Origin of the sequence: Streptomyces sp. NPDC055955 (genome assembly GCF_042270245.1) — a bacterium.
Classification (GTDB): domain Bacteria; phylum Actinomycetota; class Actinomycetes; order Streptomycetales; family Streptomycetaceae; genus Streptomyces.
Window position 1 is genome coordinate 400,945 of record NZ_JBHJYS010000004.1, and the last position, 18,525, is coordinate 419,469.

Below are 18,525 nucleotides of genomic sequence, written 5' to 3' on the forward strand. Positions count from 1 at the left end.
GGCCGGTCGCGTGCCCGGTCAGATGCGCGCGGCCTCGGCCGGCTCCTCACGGCTCTGGCCCTTGACCGCCGGGGCGGCACCGGCGCGGCTCCGGTACACCGCACCGACGGCCACCGTGGCGCCGACGAACAGGACGGTGAACCACTGGAAGTACCAGTGGCCCCCTGCCGGGTCGTACACCTGCGCGCGGGGCCAGGACAGATTGACCGTCATGAACAGCCCGTAGACGACCGCGAGCGCGTTGACGGGCAGACCCCAGCGCCCGAGGGAGAACAGCGGCCTGCCCTGCTCGTCACGGTCTCCGGAATCCGTCGAAGGCCACTGACCCTTCAGCCGGCGGAACAGCATCGGCACCGTCACCCCCGCGTATGCGAGATACAGCATCGCGATGCACGTGGTGCCGATCGCCACGAACGCCTCCGGGGAAGCAAGGTTGAGCAGGGCGAGCGCCGCGGCCAGCCCGCCCACCACCAGTGCCGGGGCGAAGGGCATGCCGGTGCGCGGCGAGACCTTCGCCAGCCGCGCGGAGAAGGGCAGCATCCCGTCGCGCGCCATCGAGAACAGCATCCGGCTTCCGGCGGTCTGGATGGCGAGCGTGGCCACGGAGACGGCCACCGCCACGTCGGCGAGCAGCGCCTTGCCCACGCCGTCGCCCAGGCTGCTGGTGAGGACGTAGCTCAACCCTTCGGTGGCAAGGCGCCCGTCGGAGAGGCTGGGTGCTGCGAGGAGGCCGCCGAGCAGCAGCAGGCCGCCCAGTGCGCCTGCCGTGGCGAGGGCGCTGAGGATGGTGCGGGGGGCGGTGCGACGGGGGTTACGGGTCTCCTCGCTCATCTCGCCCGCACTGTCGAAGCCGATGAGGACGTACGCCGCGGTGAACGAGCCCACCAGCAGCGCCGCCACCGGGCTGTCCTGACCGCCTGTCTTCAACGTCACGCCGGGACCGCGTTCGACGTGGGTGAACAGCAGTACGACGATGAGGATCGCTCCGATGATCTCGGCGGTGACGCCGATCCGGTTGACGGTCGACATGACGCGGTTGTCGAGCACGTTCACGGCCGTGGTCAGCGCCAGTAGTGCGAGGGCCAGTAGTGCGGCGTTCGCCGCCCCGGTCGCCGTGGTGGGCGCCGGGTCGCCGCCGACGAGCTGGAAGCCGGACCAGATCGGGGGCAGGACGACCTGGAGTGCGAGTGCCGCGGCGGCGACCACGACGACCTGACCGGTCACCATGATCCAGCCCGTGAACCAGCCGAAGGCCGGGCGGCTCAGCCGGGTCGACCACTGGAAGATCGCCCCGGAGATGGGGTAACGGGCGGCGAGTTCGGCGAAGCACGCGGCCACCAGGAGCTGGCCGATGAGCACGGCGGGCCAGGTCAGGACGAACAGCGGCCCGCCGAAGGAGTAGCCCAGGGAGAAGAACTGAAAGACCGTGGTCAGGACGGAGATGAACGAGAACCCGGCGGCGAAGGACGCGTACCTTCCCATCTGCCGCCGCAGTTCCTGGCGGTAGCCGAAGGCGGCCAGCGTGCCGTCGTCCGTGACACCGGCGGACGGAGGGGGAGGCGGTGTTGCGGAATCTGTGGTCACGGTCATGGCGGTCCCCTGTCGCGGAGGCGTGATCCTGCGGAGTTCCTGTCGTGCGACAGAAATTAGGGACCACCCGTTTCTGCGGGGTGTCACCGCCGTGTCCGCTCCGTTAGTGACTCCTCTCCGTGGCCGGATGCCGCTCGTAGGCGGACATCACGCCCGGTTGCCACCCAGGGGGTGAGCGGCGTCGGAGACCCTCAGGTGAAGCCGGTGCTGACCCGCCCCTTGCGAAGGGGCCCGGAAGCGAATCCTTCCGGGCCCCTCGCACATGGCCGGTCAGCCCGGCTCCTCGTTCACTCGCCGTCGGCGAGCCAGGTGCGGGCGGCGCCCAGCAGGGCCCGTACGCCCAGCTCGATCGTCGGGTCCTGGAGCGGCGCGTACAGCGGCGAGTGGTTCATGGGGAGCTTCGCCGGCAGGCCGCGCGCGGCGAGGGTCTCGGGGTCGAGCCCCTCGAAGGCGGCCGGGTCGGCGCCGCCGAAGTGCCAGAACACCGACGGCGCGCCCAGCTCGGTGCCGAACAGGCCGAAGTCCTCACTGCCGTTGATCGGCTGCGGAAGCGTCAGCACGGCCTGCTCGCCGAGGACGTCACGCAGTCCGTCGATCGTGGTCGCGGTGGCGTCCGCGGTGTTCACGGTGAGCGGGAAGGCGTTCAGCGGGGTGATCTCCGGCTCCTTGGGCGCACCCGACGCCGCGGCCTCGGCCTGGACTATGCGGCGCACCGCGGTGAGGACCCTCTCGCGTACGACGGGGTCCACCGAGCGGATGTTGAGCTTCAGCTCCGCCTCGTCCGGGATGATGTTCTCCTTCGTGCCGGCGTGGATCGAGCCCACCGTCACGACGGCCGCCTGCGAGGCGCCGACCTCGCGCGAGACGACCGTCTGAAGACGCAGCACCACGGCCGCGGCCATCACCACAGGGTCCACCGTCGACTCGGGCGACGAGCCGTGCCCCCCACGGCCGAACAGACGCACCCGGTAGCTGTCGGACGCCGCCATGAGCGGCCCGGGGCGGGTCACCGCGACGCCCGTCGGGAACGGGCCCACGTGCTGGCCGAGGCAGATGTCGGGCTTCGGGAAACGCTCCGCGAAACCGTCGTCGAGCATGTTCCGCGCGCCTTCGCCGGTTTCCTCGGCGGGCTGGAACACGGCGACGACGGTGCCACGCCAGGAGCCCCGGTGCCGCGCGAGCAGAGCGGTCACCCCGAGCAGGCACGTGACATGCATGTCGTGGCCGCAGGCGTGCATCGTCGGTACGTCGTTGCCGTCGCGGTCCGTGGCACGCTCCACGGACGCGTAGGGCAGGCCCGTCGCCTCCAGGACCGGCAGGCCGTCCATGTCGGCGCGCAGCAGCACGGTCGGCCCGTCGCCGTTGCGCAGCACGCCGACGACGCCGGTGCCGCCGACGCCCTCGGTGACCTCCCAGCCGGACTGCTCGCGCAGGCGGGCAGCGGCGACGGCGGCCGTGCGGGTCTCCTGGAGCGAGAGTTCGGGGTGGGCGTGCAGATCCCGGTACAGCTCACGCAGGGCGGGCAGCAGCGCGTCGAGGCCGTCGGTGAGAGTGGTGGAGGAAAGGGCGGTCATGCCTTCTCGCTTTCTACGGGGAGGGGGGCGGGGATGCCGTCGGTGGGCTGGGGCAGCCGCAGCGAACGGCGGAAGGAGTCGGTGTCCTGAGGGGTGGTGACGGCGACGACGCCGGCCAGGACGGCGCCGAGCACCAGGAAGCCGAAGGCGGCGCCGAAGCCCATTCGGTCCGCGAGCAGACCCATCGCGGTGGGCGCGATCACGCCGGCGAACTGGCCGCCGAAGGTGATCAACCCGGCACCCGCGCCGGTGAGTTCGGGAGGCAGGCTGCGCAGTGGCACCGAGTAGACCGGCATGTACGACAGGGACGCGGAGGCGGTGGCCACGGTCATCCACAGGATGAAGGCGACCGTGCCCGACGCCGTCGCCATCAGGATCAGGGCGACGGCAGCCACGCTCATCGACGGCACCACGATCTTGCGCTGGTGCCCCTGGAGCCGGTCCGCGAGCCGCCCGCCGACGATCACGGCTCCGGCCGCCGCGGCCGCCGGGATGACGGCGAGCGCCCCGGCCGAGGTCAGCGAGATGCCCCGCTCCTGGCTCAGGTACGACGGCACCCACGTGTTCAGGCCCCACACGATGATGTCGTAGCCGAAGAACATCGCGGCGAAGCCCCACATGGCGGGGGAGCGCAGCACGATACGGGCGCCGCCGCCCACGGCCGGGGCGGGGTGCTCGGTGTCCCGCGCGAGCGGCTCGGGCAGCCACAGCCGGACCGCCGCGTACACGAACACCCCGACACCGGCGACCGTGAAGAACGCCGAGCGCCAGCCGAAGTGCGTGATCAGCGGGGCGGCGATCAGCGGCGCCGCGACCGCGCCGATCGCGTTCGCGGACTGCACGACGCCGTTGGCGCCCATCCGCTGCCCCGGGGTGGTCCGCTCGGTGATCGCCTTCATCGAGGCGCCGGGGAAGATCCCCTCCGCCGCCCCGAACAGGAACCGCACCACGAGCAGGATCGCGAACGACCCGGCGAACCCGGTCAGCGCCGTGAACGCCGACCAGATCAGCAGCGCCCAGCAGGTCACTCGCCGGGCGCCGAACCGGTCGGCGAGCATCCCGCCGGGAATCTGGCAGGCCGCGTACGCGAGGAAGAACGCCGAGACGGCGAGGCCCTGCTCCGCGCGGCTGAGGTCGAACTCCTCGCCGATCGAGGGGAGCGCGAGATTGATGACGAGCCGGTCGACGTAGTCGATCAGCCAGGCGCCGAAGAGGAGCGCGACGGTGATCCGCGCGCCACGATCGAGGCGCTCCCTGCTGCGGGCCGGGGACGGTGGAGCCACGGGCACTCCTTCTAGAGTGGGCGTGTGATGGTGGTGGTGCGGCTCGGAAGTGGGGACAGATTCCGGCCGTCGTACGGAATGGGGGCCGAATTGCAGGAAAACGGCAGAGGGACGGTTCTGGATCCGGAATCCGCCGCGGCTCCGGAGGCGGTCGGGGGCCTTGGGGAGTCCGGGATCTTCGAGGAGACCGACCTCGCGCTCGTCGACGCCCTGCAGACAGATCCGCGCGCCCCGTGGTCCCGGATCGGCCCGGCCGTGGGCGTCGACGCCACCACCGCCGCCCGCCGCTGGGCACGCCTGGAGCGTGCGGGCCTGGCCTGGGTCACGGCATACGCCGGGCCCGCCACCGCGACCGTCGGCTACGTGGAGGTCACCTGCCGGCCGCGGCGCCTCGCCGAGCTGAGCGAGCGGCTCATCGCCCTGCCGTGGGTGGCCAGCGTCGAGCACGTCGTCGGCGACTTCGACCTGTTCCTGACCGTCGTCGCCCCGGACCTGACCGCGCTCGGCCGCCGCATCGGCACCGACCTCGCGCTGCTGCCGGGCGTACGCTCCACCCGCACCCGGCTCGGCGTGCGGATCTACCAGGAGGGCAGTGGCTGGAAGGTGCGGGCCCTGGAACCTGCGGGTCGCGCCCGGCTCGCCGCCCCGCGCCCGGCCGGCAGCCCCGGCGGTGGCCCGTTCGCGCACGTGCCACGCGGCGACGTCGACCGCCGGCTCCTGGAGGCACTCGGCGCCGACGGCCGCGTCGGCTGGGCCGAACTCGCCGCGCGCACCGGCCTGAGCGAGTCCACGGTGCGCCGCCGAATCAGCCGAGAGCTGCGCGACCGCGACATCCTGGTGCGCTGCGACCTCGCCCAGCAGACGGCCGGATGGCCGGGCATCGCCACGTACCGGGCAGTCGTGCCCCACGGTGAACTCGACGCCACCGGCGGCGCGTTGGCGCGGCTGCCGCAGATCAGGCTCTGCGCTTCCGTGACCGGCTCGTGCAACCTGCTCTTCTCGGTGTGGCTGCGCGACCTCGACGGGATCACGGCCCTGGAGTCACTGCTCGACGAGCGGTTCCCTCATCTGACCGTCCAGGACCGCACGGTCACACTGCGCACCGCCAAGCGCATGGGCCGTCTCCTGGGGGAGGGCGGGCGCGCGGTGGGACACGTGGCGCTGGGGTTCTAGGGTCTTGCGTCTGGACCGGGCCGGGCCAGGGAGTGGGGCCTGATCCCTACGCACGACTCTGGTGCCGGACCTGACCGGTACGCGTGCCCCTCGCCACCGGGTCGATGTCGTACCCGGAGGTCCTCCCCGCGGCGGATGCTCCGAGACGCCTGAATCGCCGGGCACCGGTGCTGCCCGGACGTGCATCACGGCAGCACCCGTATGCACCGGTTCCGGCCTCACCGAAGCCTCACGTTTCCTGACGAGCGGTGCATGAGCGAATCCGGACGAGTCGTCTGAGGGTTCGGTGGCGACTTGGCGACGTGGCGAGAAGCTGCCACCACTTATTGCTGCGCCGGGCCCGTCCGGCTCGGTAGACCCGGGGAACACCTATGCACCCCGGAAGGACACCTGCATGTCCCGTCCTCTTTCCCGCCACAGACGCCGGTTGAGCGCCGCTGTCCTTGCGGCCACCATGACCGGTTCCCTGATGGGCCTGTCGGCGCTGCCGGCCCGAGCGGCGCCCGTGCCAAGCCCGTTGGGGACGAACATTCCCGACAGCCCCAAGGAGGCGCTCAAGTCCCGGCACGACAAGCTGGGTTCGCACGACCGCACTTTGTTGCAGAAGGCCGAGAGCAAGAAGGCGAAGTCGGTGACCGTGCTGGTCGCCACCGCCGAGGGAGAGACCGAGGCCCTGCGCGAGAAGGTCACCCAACTCGGCGGCCGTGTCGGCGAGTTCTCCGACCGGCTCGGCTACGTGCGTGCCACGGTGCCGACGGGCAAGGTCACCGCCCTCGCCGGCCTGTCCTCGGTGCGCGCCGTCGACCTCAACGAGACCTTCAGGATTCCCGATCCGTCGCCCGTCACCGCAGCCGACGGGAAGTCCCGGGCGGGCACCGGGATCACCCCGGCCGCTCCCGGCAAGAACACCTCCGCGGACAACCCCTATCTGCCCACGGGCGAGACCGGCGCCACCGACTTCACCGCCGCGCATCCCACCTGGGACGGCCGAGGGGTGACGGTCGGCATCCTCGACACCGGTGTCGACGGCGCCCACCCCGCGCTGCAGAAGACGACCACCGGCAGCCCGAAGATCAAGAACTGGGTGACGGCCACCGACCCGGTCACCGATGCGGACCCGACGTGGCTCCAGATGAGCCACAGCGTCACCGCCAGCGGCGGTTCGTTCCGCTACGGCGGTGTGGACTACAAGGCTGCCGACGGCGCGTACGAGTTCCAGGTGTTCGACGAGGACACCACCTACAGCAGCGAGCTCCGGGGCGACATCAACCGGGACGGCGACTACAAGGACAGTTTCGGCGTCCTGTACCGCACGTCGGATCACCGGATCTGGGTCGACGCCGACCTGGACCACACCTTCGGGGACGGCGACGTCGTCGAGCCGTATGCAAAGAGCGGCACGTTCGCCACGTTCGGCCAGGACGACCCGGACACGGCCGTCGCCGAGTCCATGCCGTTCACCGTCGAATACCGGGACGACGTGGATCTGTCGCCCCGCGGCGGCACCAGTGCCGGCAAGAGCGCGGACTTCGTGAACATCGGCATCGTCTCCGGCTCGCACGCCACGCATGTCGCCGGAATCGCGACGGGCAACGGCCTGTTCGGCGGCCGGATGAGCGGTGCCGCGCCGGGCGCGCAGATCGTCTCCGAACGGGTCTGCCTGTTCGCCTCGGGCTGTACGTCCTACGCGCTCGCCGAGGGCATGATCGACGCCGTGGTGAACCAGCACGTCGACGTCGTCAACCTGTCGATCGGCGGCCTGCCCGCGCTCAACGACGGTGACAACGTCCGGGCCGTGCTCTACAACCGCCTCATCGACGACTACGGCGTCCAGATCGTGTCGTCGGCCGGCAACGACGGCCCCGGCATGAACACCGTCGCCGACCCTGCCGTCTCCGACAAGGTGCTCGCGGTGGGCGCGTCCGTCAGCAAGGACACCTGGTGGGCCGACTACGGCTCGCGGGTGACGGCGCGTCAGTCCCTGTTCCCGTTCTCGGCGCGCGGACCGCGCGAGGACGGCGGCATGAAGCCGGAGGTCGTCGCCCCCGGTGCCGCCGTGTCGTCCATACCGACCTGGATGCCGGGCGAGGGAGTGCCGGAGACGGGCTACGAACTGCCCGCCGGATACGCCATGTTCAACGGTACGTCGATGGCGTCGCCGCAGGCCACCGGCGACGTCGCGCTGCTCCTGTCGGCCGCGTCCGCCACCGGCACGAAGGTGACACCCGCCGCACTGCGCACCGCGCTGACGAGTTCGGCGACCTTCCTCGACGACCAGCCCGCCTATGCGCAAGGAGCGGGCCTCGTCTCCGTACCTGCGGCGTGGAAGCTGATCGCGAAGCACGTCGACCCGACCGCCTACACCGTGCGCGCTCCGGTCTGTGGTGCGCTCGCCGGGATGCTCGCCACCCCGAAGTCCGGCACCGGCGTGTACAACCGGTGCGCCGCGGACGACGGCGGCCAGGTCACCGACCGCAGCAAGAACTACGACGTCCGGCTGACCCGCACCGGCTCCGGCAGTGCCCTCGCGCTGCTGTCATGGGTGGGCAACGACGGCACCTTCAGTGCCCCTCACACCGTGCTGCTGACGAAGGGCAAGGAGACCACGGTCACCGTGCAGGCGCGGGCCCGTTCGGCGGGCGCGCACTCGGCGCTGCTGCGGGTCGACGACCCGCTGACGCCCGGTGTCGACCAGCTCGTCCCGGTCACGGTCGTGGTGGCCGCCGACCCGGCGAAGCCGTCCTACGCGGTCTCGGCGAAGGGCTCGGTGGACCGCAACGGGACACGGTCGGTGTTCATGACGGTGCCCGAGGGCGCGGCGGCCCTCAAGGTCGACCTGAGCGGGGTCGAGGGCGACAGCCAGACCCGCTTCCTCGCCGTCGACCCGCAGGGCATGCCCGTGGAGGACAGCGCGGTCAGCCGTTGCTACACACACTTCTCCGACCCCGCGGACTGCGCCCCAGACTCGCGCACCTACGAGCAACCGATGCCCGGAGTCTGGGAGTTCGAGGTGGAGTCGCGGCGCACGTCGCCGGTCCAGGAGAACCCGTACCGCCTGACCGCCACGGTGCTGGGGGCCACGTTCGACCCCGCGTCGTCGGTGATCGACGAGACCGCCGTACACGCGCCCGCCGAGAAGGCGTTCACCGCCGTCAACCGGTTCGCGCCGGTGACCGCGCACGCCACGGGCGGTGCCCTGGGCGCGCTGTCGCAGGCCCACCCGACCGTCACCGACCAGTCGATGACGGGCAAGCAGATCACGGTGCCGCGCGACGCGACCCGTCTCGAGGTGTCGATGGGCAACGCCTCCGACCCGGACGCCGACCTCGACCTGTACCTGATCGCCCAGTCCGGCGCGCTCGTCGCCTCCTCCACCAACGGCGGCTTCCGCGAGTCGCTGACCGTGAAGGACCCGAAGCCCGGCTACTACTTCCTGTACATCGCGGGCACCGATGTGCCGTCCGGCTCCACCTCGTTCGACATCCAGGACACGATGTTCTCGAAGTCGCTGGGCGCGGTGACGGTGGACGACGACAAGCCGGTGAAGCTGGCCTCCGGCCGGTCGGTGAAGGTCACCGGGCGGCTCGTCGCAGAGACCGCGCCGCCTTCCGGCAGGCGTCTCGTCGGCCGCTTCTCGCTGGCCAGCGACGCCGGCACACCGCTGGGCAGCGCGGACGTGCTGCTCGGCAAGGTCACCCAGCCGACGGCCGACGTCACGGCGTCGTTCGGCCCCGCCGTCGCGTTCGGCATGGACGACCAGGGCCACATCGTGGGCTCCCAGCAGGTGTCCGGCGCCACCCGGCCGATGCGCTGGGACGCAGACCACGGCATCACCCTCCTCGACAGCACCGGTCTGCGCAGCGGCTACGTCCTCGGGCAGAGCGGCTCGGGGACGTGGGGCACCGGCCAGGTGACCCGGACGGAGGGCGGCACCCGCGCCGGTGTGTGGGACGCGGACGGCAAGCTCACCACGCTGCCACTGCCCGACTGGGAGACGTACAGCTACGACCGGGGCTTCGCCGTGAACGACGCGGGCACGGTCGTCGGCAACGCCACCGGGTACATCAAGAACCCGGCGACCGGCGGCAACCTGGAAGTCAACGACGCCTTCACCTGGTCCGCGAAGGACGGCTTCCGCAAGCTGACGCACCTGACCGACTCCCACACGCTGACCGAGCCGCTCGCCATCAACGACGCCGGTGTCGTCGTCGGCCACTCCTCCAAGGACGGCAGGCGCCGCGCCGTCAAGTGGAGCGCGGACGGCACGATCAGCGACCTGGGAACGCTGCCCGGCATGGTCGACAGCACGGCCGAGTCGGTCAACGCCTCCGGGGAGATCGTCGGCACCAGCGGCGACGACGCGTTCGTCCTGAAGCCGGGCGGCACCATGACACGGCTCCCCGACTTCGGGTTCAGCGCCAAGGCGCTGAAGGTGAACGACGACGGCTGGATCGTCGGCAACGCCGAACTCCAGCCCGACGTCACCACGGCCGTGGTGTGGGACCCGCAGGGCCGGATGTACGACCTCGGCGCGATGGTGGACCCCGCCCACTGGGTGCCCACCGAGGGCGTCGCCGTCAACAACCGCGGTGAGGTGGCGTTCTACGCGACCGACATCACGGCGCAGGGCTCGACGAAGATCGTGGTGGCCAAGCTGCCGACCGTCTGATCACGGACGTACGCGACCACGACAGGTCGCGGCCCGCCCCTCCGGCATTCGTGCTGGAGGGGCGGGCCGTTCGACGGTTCTCCGTCTCAGGGGGGCGTCGGCGGCGTTCCGGCCGAATCACCGTCCCAAGACCGAGGCGAATGGCCGCGTGTGCGCGTCCGCACAAGAGCAGCAGGACGGCGAGTGACACATCTTCCTGGCCGTCGGGTTCTCCGATGCGGACGGATGCATGAGAGGACGCGGGACGAGAAGCGGTCCTTGCGGAACTTCGCACCGCCTCGGCCCACTCCATCTAGTATCAGCGCGTGATATCCGGGGGAAGGTCGGCAAGTGTGAGTGAGGAGTTGGCGGGGCGGCCGCTGCAGCTGTGCGACATCACCGGACGGAGCCTGCGCAGCTCGCCCGCGACGTCCACGTCAGCAGCTCCTCCCTGTCCCGCTACTTCTCCGGACAGGCCGTTCCGCCCTGGCCGACGGTGGTGGCGCCCTGCAAGGCCGCCGGCCATGACCCCAGGACGACACTGCGCGAGGTGTGGGAGCGGGCCGAGGACGGGCCCCGGACCAGCCCGGCTGCCCCGGCGCCGGTGCGCAATGACCTGCCGCACGACATCACCGCTTTCACCGGGTTGCTGCTTGCCGTGGCCGAGGGGCCGGGTGGGCGACGACAACCTGCTGCTGGCCCGCGCATCGGCGGCTCGGCAGGGAGCGATGACCGTCGTGGCCGGGTCCGGCGCCGACAACCACGCCGAGTTCGCCGGGCCGGTGGAGCCGCTGGAGACCCAGGTGGACCGGGACCGGTCCAGGGCGGCGGTGCAGAGCTGGTACGCCGCAGTGCCCGCCGTCGCGGCCTGCCCCGCAGGCACCAGGTCACCCATCGCGTCCACCGAGTCCGTCCCGGCCATCCGGGATTCGCCGCCGGGATCGCAGAGATCGGGCTTCGGGTCCGCAGGGAACGCGCTCTGCGGCAGGTGCTGGATGTGATCGCCGATCGGCTCGGCTGCTGAGCATCCGCTCTCTCATTCTCAGTCAAAGGAGCACACCACCATGTCCAACAGCGGCTTCTCCAAGGCAGGGCTGCAAAGGGTGCACGACGTGCTGGCCCGGCATGTCGACTCGGGCAAGATTCCCGGGGTGGTCGCCCTCTTCAGCAAGGGGGACGAGACGCATGTCGAAACGATCGGGACGATGCGTCACGACGGCGGCGCACCCATGCGCCGCGACACGATCTTCCGGATGGCCTCGACGTCCAAGCCGGTGTCGATCGCGGCGGCGATGGTCCTGCTCGACGAGTGCAAGCTGCGCCTGGACGACCCGGTGGAGCGCTGGCTGCCGGAACTGGCCGACCGCCAGGTGCTGAAACGGCTCGACGGCCCGCTCGACGAGACCGTGCCGGCGCGCCGGCCGATCACCGTACGGGACGTGCTGACCTCCACGTTCGGTCTCGGCATGGATATGACGGTGATAGGCACCCCGATCATGAACGCCGTCTTCGAGCAGGGGATCACCCCCAACCTGCCGACGCCGATGCCCGAGCAGGACGAGTGGATGCGCCGTCTCGGCACGCTGCCGCTGATGCACCAGCCCGGGGAGCGCTGGCAGTACCAGATCAGCAGCGACCTGGTCGGCGTGCTCGTCTCCCGGGTCACAGGCCAGTCGTTCGAGTCGTTCCTGCGCGAGCGGATCTTCGAGCCGCTGGGCATGAAGGACACCGGCTTTCACGTGCCCGCGGACCAGATCGACCGGCTGCCGCCCCTGTACGCCCCCGACCCGGGTACCGGAGAGTTCCAGGTGTGGGACGAGGCCACGACGGGGCGTCACAGCACGCCTCCGGCGTTCCAGGGCGGTGGCGGTGGCCTGAACTCCACCGCCGACGACTACCACGCCTACTTCCGCATGCTGCTGAACCACGGCATGCACGAGGGCGAGCGGATCCTGTCCCGGCCCGCCGTCGAGCTGATGACCACCAACCGGCTCTCGCCCGAACAGCAGGCAGCCCGGCACGAGTTGGCCGTCAACAACGTCCATGTGTCCTTCGGCCAGGGGCAGCACGGCGGCTGGGGCTTCGGGATGGCGGTGCGCACCAATCGCGGCGACTACGCGCCCGTCGGCCAGTTCGGCTGGGACGGCGGAAGCGGCGCCTCGACCTACGCCGACCCGGTCAACCAGCTCACCGGGATCCTGCTCACCCAGGTCGGAGCGTCCGTCCCGGATCCGGTGCATCTCATGCTCGACTTCTGGACCACGCTCTACCAGGCGCTCGACGACTGACGCCGAGCACACCGAGGCCCGCGGCGCGGCCCGGGGCGACCTTCTTGTCGCGGTGGCCGGTCTGCGCGGCGAAAGTACGTGACCGGACGACGCGCAGATGCCCCGCGCCCCGACGCGGCCCGGGTCGACGTCGTCACGGGCTCACGAACGCCCCCCGCGGGACCCCGCCGCCGTAACCCGGTGGGGCGGAAGGCCGGGTCGACCAGGGCCTGTCCGGCGCGTCGTGCCGGACAGGCCCTGGTCTTGAGGAGGGCTCAGCGCTTGAGCGTGAAGGTGAAGTCGCCGGAGAGCCTGCTGCTCAGCCGGACCGCCGAAACGAGCTTCCCCTCCGCGACCAGTCTCTCGACCGCGGCTCGCGAAAGACCGCATCCTTCAGCGACCAGACGCACCGGCCGGACAGGGATCCGCGCCGTGAACCGGACCGATACGTCGATCACCTCGCGGTCCAGGTGATCCGATCCGCCGGTGTCGAGGCGCCAGGCGCCGTCCCAGTCGAGGGCGATGCGATTGCGGCGCTGCACGACCGGATCCTGGAGCAACTCGCCTGCCAGACCAGGGTCGTTGTCATGCAGCCGGTCCAGCAGCTCAGGCCGTATGGAGCGCACGTTCATCCGCTCCAGGACGGTGATCTTCGTCGTTGCCCCGCAAGCGGTACACAGCACAAGGAGCCAGACGTCGAGGAGCTTGTGGTTCGCGTTGACGCGGAATTTGCCGTTTGGCCGGAAGCGCTGGGACGCGCACGTGTGGCAACGACGGAGGACGAGCGGCAAGCAGGTGGGCATGACAACCCAGTTGTCGAGCACAGAAGTACACCGGTTTCAGTGAGAGGTCCGCAGCAAAAAGCAGCGCGGCGCAACAAGCGCGACGCGCGACGAATCAGCACTCGGGTGGTCTCACACGGTGTACAACGGGACGTCCTTGCCTGGGCGACTTGGTCCGGCAGCACAGTAAGGGTCCACAGCGGCGCCGTTCCACCGGTTTTCGAGACCTCACCGCCAGATTCTGTCCGGCGGATCACGGACCGACCCGGATCCGGATCACGCCGACAGTGCCGTGGAGGCCCTTGAGACTTCTCACGTTCCGCATTTCTGGGAAGCTCCGCACTTTTGGGAAGACACCCCCGTTCCTGCGTCGTTGAAGGCGATGGCACGGTCGACGTGTGGCAACCGACGCGCGGCCGTCGAGGGCTTGTCGGAACGACGAAAGACGGTGATCACGCCAATGAGGGCAGTGCGGTTCCACGAGTACGGCGAGATCGATGTGCTGAGGGTGGAGGAGGTGGAGCGCCCGGCGCCCGGCCCCGGGCAGATGCTGGTCGAGGTCCGCGCGGCCGGGATCCAGCCCGGCGAGGTGATGATCCGCAAGGGCGCGCGGCACGATCGCTGGCCGGCCACATTCCCCTCCGGTCAGGGCAGCGACCTGGCCGGCGTCGTGGTGGAGGTCGGCGCGCAGGTGCGCGGCTTCGCGGTGGGCGACGGGGTCCTGGGCTTCACCCATGACAGAGCGAGCCACGCGGAGTTCGTCGTGGTCGACGACGTGAACGTGGTCTCCCGCCCGGAGAAGTTGCCCTGGGACGTGGCCGGGTCGTTGTACGTGGCCGGCACGACCGCATACGCCACCGTGTTCGCGGTGGACCCCGGACCGGCCGACACGGTCGTGGTGTCCGGTGCGGCGGGCGGCGTCGGGTCGCTCGCCGTGCAACTCGCGAGGCGGCGCGGCGCCACGGTGATCGGTCTGGCGAGCGAGCGGAACCATGCGTGGCTGAAGGAACGTGGTGTCGTCCCGGTCGAGTACGGGGAAGGCGCGGCCGAGCGGATCCGGCAGGCGGCCGGCGGGAACGTCGACGCGTTCATCGACACGTTCGGCGAAGGCTACGTGGAGCTGGCGGTGGAGTTGGGCGTGCGGCCGGCGCGGATCAACACCATCCGTGATTGGCAGGCCGCGGCCAGGGTCGGTGCGCGGACCTACGGGGAGGGGTCGGCCGCATGCGCGGTCGTGCTCGGCGAGCTGGCCCGGCTCGCAGCGTACGGGGAGCTGGAGGTGCCGATCGCCCGGACCTACCCGTTGGAGCGGGTGCGAGACGCGTTCCGCGAGCTGGAGCGGGGGCACACCCACGGCAAGATCGTGCTCCGTCCGTAGCGTCGGCTGCGGTGGCGACGATCGACCAGCCCCTCGTACCACCGAAGCATCGACGTTGTGTCCCCGCCGTCGGCCAGATGACTTCCCGTCACGTGGTCGCCGGTGGGGAAAGCGGTGCGGGTCGCAACCGCGGCGAGCGTCGGGAGTGGCGAGAGGCTGCTGCTAGCTTGGTCCGCCATGCGATCACGTGAGTACGATCTTGATTTCCGCGACCGGGCCAGTCGGATACGCGCCTGGGGTGTGGGCCTGCTGGCGTTGGCGGCGCTTCTGTGGACATGGTGTGCCGTGCTGCTCCTCATTCCGTACCAGGTCGATGAGGAACCGGGTGACCGCTACCCCCGCGAGTGCGAAGCACGGTTGTCGACGGATCGTGGCACAGCCAACGAAGGCCTGCAGAACGGTGATTGGTGTCAGAACGCACGCGACTGGCCGGAGGCTCTGGCCGTACTCGGGTTGTCCGTGCCGGTGTCGGTCGCCGGCGTGGCACTGTTCACGAGCGGCAGTCTGAGCCGGCGCATGAGCGCACACGCCGAGGCGATGCGCGAACTGGACAAGATCGCCGACTCGCGGAAGGCGTAGCCTCCGCTGTCGACAGGACCTGCAACTCGGCCTTGGCGGTGCCGTCGTACGACGTGGGCCGGCAGCACTCAAGTGGTCCTTCGCGGAGCCTGAGTCGTTCACCGGCCCGCACCGGCCGAGGTCCCTGGTGTGCCGTCGCCATCACCCAGACACCCGCAACGACTGGGTGACGCCCGGCGCCGCGCCCTCGGCCGAGCGGGTCGTGCCGGCTTCGGAACTCGTCTGCCACGCCGCCGATGGCTTGGGTAGCGTTCGGTCGGTGGAACCGGGACCGAACACGGACGACTGGCTGGCGGACACGCGGAGGTCTTATGACACCGTGGCTGCGAGTTACGCAGAGCTGACACGTCACCTCTTGGACGAAACACCTGAAGAACGCGCGGTGTTGGCTCTGTTCGCCGAACTGGTGGGCGCGCAAGGTGGCGGGCCGGTCGTGGACGTGGGGTGCGGGACGGGCAGGATCACGGGCCACCTGCGGAAGCTGGGACTGGACGCGTCCGGCATCGACCTGTCACCGGGAATGATCGATGTGGCCCGTCGCGATCACCCCGGTGTGCGGTTCGATCTCGGCACGATGACGGACCTCACCTTCGCTGATTCCTCCGTGACCGGCCTGGTCGCCTGGTACTCACTGATCCACATCCCGGACGGCGAGATCAGATCGGTCATGGCGCACTTCCGTCGAGTGCTTCGGCCCGGTGGTCCGCTCCTGCTCGCCTTCCATGTCGGCGACGGGTCGAAGTTGAAGACCGAGGGTTACGGCGGGCACCCGATGAAGGTCCAGGTCCATCGCCGGCAGCCTGACCGGATGATCGAGTGGCTCGACGAAGCCGGCTTCGCCGTCGAGACGCACAAGACGCTCACCTCCGCCGAGAGCAGGCTCGGAGGGATCATCCTCGCGCGTCGTCAGCCCTGAGAGCTCCGCCGCCTCGACCGTGACGTCTGCATGCCGTCACGTGGCGGTCGCCGTACGCCTGATCCGATGCGGGAAGCCGGCCTGTCCACGCGTACAACCGCCAAGAGGTCGGTGTGCGGGCTCGGGCGATGCTCGCGGGGGACTGAGGCAGCGCACTGGACGTGTGCGGACCCGCCGTAGTCGTCCAGATGGAGCAGCGAGCGCTCTCGGCCCCCCCGCCCCGGGTGGCAGAGGCACACGGCGATGTCCTGGACATCTCTCGGCCTGCTGCGAGGCATGAGGGCGCCGAACCACCCCGGCCATGACCCAACCTCATGGACGAGGTCGAAGCCATCCCTGTCGGCCTTCGTCTCGCACCGTCGCGTCCGTCGACGCGATCGATGCGGATGGGGACGTCGCAGAGCGCCGGGACGTGAGTGAGCAGGCGAGGTGGGACTGATCGACGGAACATGGGGGAGCGGGACGGCAGAGTGCGCCGAGGAGACGGGAGTGCCGCAGGTGGGTGGTGGGCGCGAGTACGGCAATTCCGAGGAGTACGACGTCGAGCTGCGCCAGGTCGCGACACTCAACCGTTTGGCGGGTCCCACCATCGGCGGATCCGACACGGTGTCCGGGCCGGTACGGCACCGCGGAGCCGACCTGCTCGTGACAGGGCACGCCCTGGCCCGGGCCACATCCCTCGGGGAGGCGCTCGCCCTGATCTCCCAGCTGGCCGACCCCGGCCTGCCGCTGTGTGGTCAGGCGGTCTTCCGGTCGGACCGTGACGTCCTGAAGTGCGTGGGCCAGGTCGGCTTCCGCGACGGCGAGGTCGACGCGCTCCGACTGCCCATCGGCATGATTCACCCGGTCGCGCAGGTGGCCCGGACCGGGCGCCCCGTCTTCCTGGCCTCTCCGCAGGAGTATCGCGACCGCTTCCCGACCGCCTGGCAGCTCGGCGGACCGAAGAGGTACGAGGCTTGGGCCTTCCTGCCCCTGACGACGTACAACCAGCTCACCGGCGTATGGATGGCGGCCTTCGACGCCCCGGTACAGATGACCGACGGGTTGGGACCCCTGCTGGTGACCATGGCCCGCTTGCTCAGCCAGAGCATCGAGCAGTCGTACGACGGCCAGGCGGACCGCGCGCTCTCCCAGGGCCTGCGCAGCAGCATGAGCCGGATCTACCCCGGTGTCGACGGCCTCACCGTCGCCGCCCGGTACGTGCCCACCGGCGGGGGGCTCATGGTCGGCGGTGACTGGTTCGACAGCATTCTCCTGCCCAGCGGGCGCCTCGGAGTGGTGATCGGCGACGTCCAGGGCCACGACGTGCGGGCCGCCGGGCTGATGTCGCAACTGCGCACCGCCATCCACGCCTACGCCGCAGAGGGGCACGGCCCCGACGCCGTCCTGGTACGCGCGTCCCGCTTCCTGACGTCACTGGACGAAGGCCGCTTCGCCACCTGCATCTACGCGGAGGCCGACCCCGCCACCGGCACCCTGCGCATCGCCCGGGCCGGTCACCCGCATCCCGTGCTGCGCCTGCCGGACGGCACCTGTCTGCTCAAGCACGTGCGGGGCGGCCTGCCCCTCGGTCTCGACCTCGGGGAGGACGACTACCCGGTCAGCGTCGTCTCCCTGCGCGAGAACGAGATCCTCATGCTCTGCACCGACGGTCTCATCGAGTCCGGCGGCCACGACATGTACTCCGGCTGGCTCCGCGTGCGCAATGCCCTCACCCCGGGCGGTCCTGAAGACCTCGACGGCCTGGCGGACCGGCTTCTGAACGCTGTCGTGTCCCCGTCCCCCTCACGGGCGGGCGACCAGCCCGGCGCCTCCTTCACGGAGGACGACATCGCGATGCTGCTCCTGCGCCGAGACCCGTCGGATGTGCATGCGAACCGGACCGGGCGGCACCTCCGCTTCACCCTCGAACAGGATCAGGCCCAGGGACTCGCCGACGCGCGGATCGAATTCCAGGGCCTGCTCCACGACTGGGCGCGGCCCGAGCAGGTCGACACGGTCCTCCTGCTCGTCTCCGAACTCCTCGGGAACGTGCTGATCCACACCGAACACGCCGCTGTCCTTCGAGCCGAAATCAGTGGCGCTGCCCCAGGCCGGCGACGACTGCGCGTGGAGGTCACCGACCGCAGCGACGAGGTCCCGCACCGGCGCGCCCCGGGCGAGCTCTCCTCCTCAGGCCGCGGCCTGGTCCTCCTCGACGTACTGGCCCACCGGTGGAACATCCGCCCCGAACCGGAGGGCAAGACGGTCTGGTTCGAAATCGACGAGGAGGGCCCGGAAGAGCCCTGACCCGCGCCGTCGAGGTCGCGTGCCCGACTGCCGGCCGGGCCGACCG

Annotated in this window: 12 protein-coding genes and 1 pseudogene; 9 read left to right on the forward strand and 4 right to left on the reverse strand. The window is 70.6% G+C overall.

Annotation, left to right across the window (positions count from 1 at the left end):
- Positions 1 to 18: 18 nt before the first annotated feature.
- From ACFC96_RS10415 to ACFC96_RS10425, 3 genes are all read right to left on the reverse strand, one after another.
- Entirely contained in the window at positions 19 to 1,590 is a 1,572-nt protein-coding gene (locus ACFC96_RS10415) for an amino acid permease (RefSeq protein ID WP_376261283.1), read from the reverse strand.
- 287 nt (positions 1,591 to 1,877) lie between these two features.
- Positions 1,878 to 3,164: an amidohydrolase gene (locus ACFC96_RS10420; RefSeq protein WP_376261603.1), complete on the reverse strand. Its 1,287-nt coding sequence runs from the start codon at positions 3,162 to 3,164 to the stop codon at positions 1,878 to 1,880.
- Entirely contained in the window at positions 3,161 to 4,447 is a 1,287-nt protein-coding gene (locus ACFC96_RS10425; RefSeq protein ID WP_376611413.1) for an MFS transporter, read from the reverse strand. The genes ACFC96_RS10420 and ACFC96_RS10425 overlap by 4 nt, the downstream gene beginning before the upstream one ends.
- Before the next feature lie 90 nt (positions 4,448 to 4,537).
- Here ACFC96_RS10425 and ACFC96_RS10430 point away from each other — a divergent pair, with 90 nt between their 5' ends.
- From ACFC96_RS10430 to ACFC96_RS10450, 5 genes and pseudogenes are all read left to right on the forward strand, one after another.
- Positions 4,538 to 5,620 carry an Lrp/AsnC family transcriptional regulator gene (locus tag ACFC96_RS10430; protein ID WP_376611415.1) on the forward strand — a complete coding sequence of 361 codons (1,083 nt, stop codon included), beginning with the start codon at positions 4,538 to 4,540 and terminating at the stop codon, positions 5,618 to 5,620.
- 394 nt (positions 5,621 to 6,014) lie between these two features.
- Complete coding sequence (locus ACFC96_RS10435; protein ID WP_376611417.1) at positions 6,015 to 10,289, forward strand: S8 family serine peptidase; 4,275 nt, start codon at positions 6,015 to 6,017, stop codon at positions 10,287 to 10,289.
- Positions 10,290 to 10,656: 367 nt separating this feature from the next.
- A pseudogene (locus ACFC96_RS10440) lies at positions 10,657 to 10,788 on the forward strand (helix-turn-helix domain-containing protein); the annotation flags it as partial.
- A 154-nt stretch (positions 10,789 to 10,942) separates the two neighbouring features.
- Positions 10,943 to 11,269, forward strand: coding sequence for a hypothetical protein (locus ACFC96_RS10445; protein ID WP_376261608.1), 327 nt, complete (start codon positions 10,943 to 10,945; stop codon positions 11,267 to 11,269).
- A gap of 63 nt (positions 11,270 to 11,332) precedes the next feature.
- Positions 11,333 to 12,556, forward strand: a complete 1,224-nt coding sequence (locus ACFC96_RS10450) for a serine hydrolase domain-containing protein (RefSeq protein ID WP_376611419.1) — start codon at positions 11,333 to 11,335, stop codon at positions 12,554 to 12,556.
- 254 nt (positions 12,557 to 12,810) lie between these two features.
- Here ACFC96_RS10450 and ACFC96_RS10455 read toward each other — a convergent pair whose 3' ends face one another.
- Positions 12,811 to 13,359, reverse strand: coding sequence for a DUF1062 domain-containing protein (locus ACFC96_RS10455; protein ID WP_376611421.1), 549 nt, complete (start codon positions 13,357 to 13,359; stop codon positions 12,811 to 12,813).
- 418 nt (positions 13,360 to 13,777) lie between these two features.
- Between ACFC96_RS10455 and ACFC96_RS10460 the strand changes: the two genes are divergently transcribed.
- From ACFC96_RS10460 to ACFC96_RS10475, 4 genes are all read left to right on the forward strand, one after another.
- Complete coding sequence (locus tag ACFC96_RS10460) at positions 13,778 to 14,695, forward strand: NADP-dependent oxidoreductase (protein ID WP_376261274.1); 918 nt, start codon at positions 13,778 to 13,780, stop codon at positions 14,693 to 14,695.
- Between the two features lie 177 nt (positions 14,696 to 14,872).
- A complete protein-coding gene (locus ACFC96_RS10465) occupies positions 14,873 to 15,274 on the forward strand; it encodes a hypothetical protein (RefSeq protein WP_340458177.1) in 402 nt (133 codons plus the stop codon).
- A 259-nt stretch (positions 15,275 to 15,533) separates the two neighbouring features.
- Complete coding sequence (locus ACFC96_RS10470; RefSeq protein ID WP_376611423.1) at positions 15,534 to 16,190, forward strand: class I SAM-dependent DNA methyltransferase; 657 nt, start codon at positions 15,534 to 15,536, stop codon at positions 16,188 to 16,190.
- A gap of 489 nt (positions 16,191 to 16,679) precedes the next feature.
- A complete protein-coding gene (locus ACFC96_RS10475) occupies positions 16,680 to 18,479 on the forward strand; it encodes a SpoIIE family protein phosphatase (protein ID WP_376611424.1) in 1,800 nt (599 codons plus the stop codon).
- Positions 18,480 to 18,525: the final 46 nt, after the last annotated feature.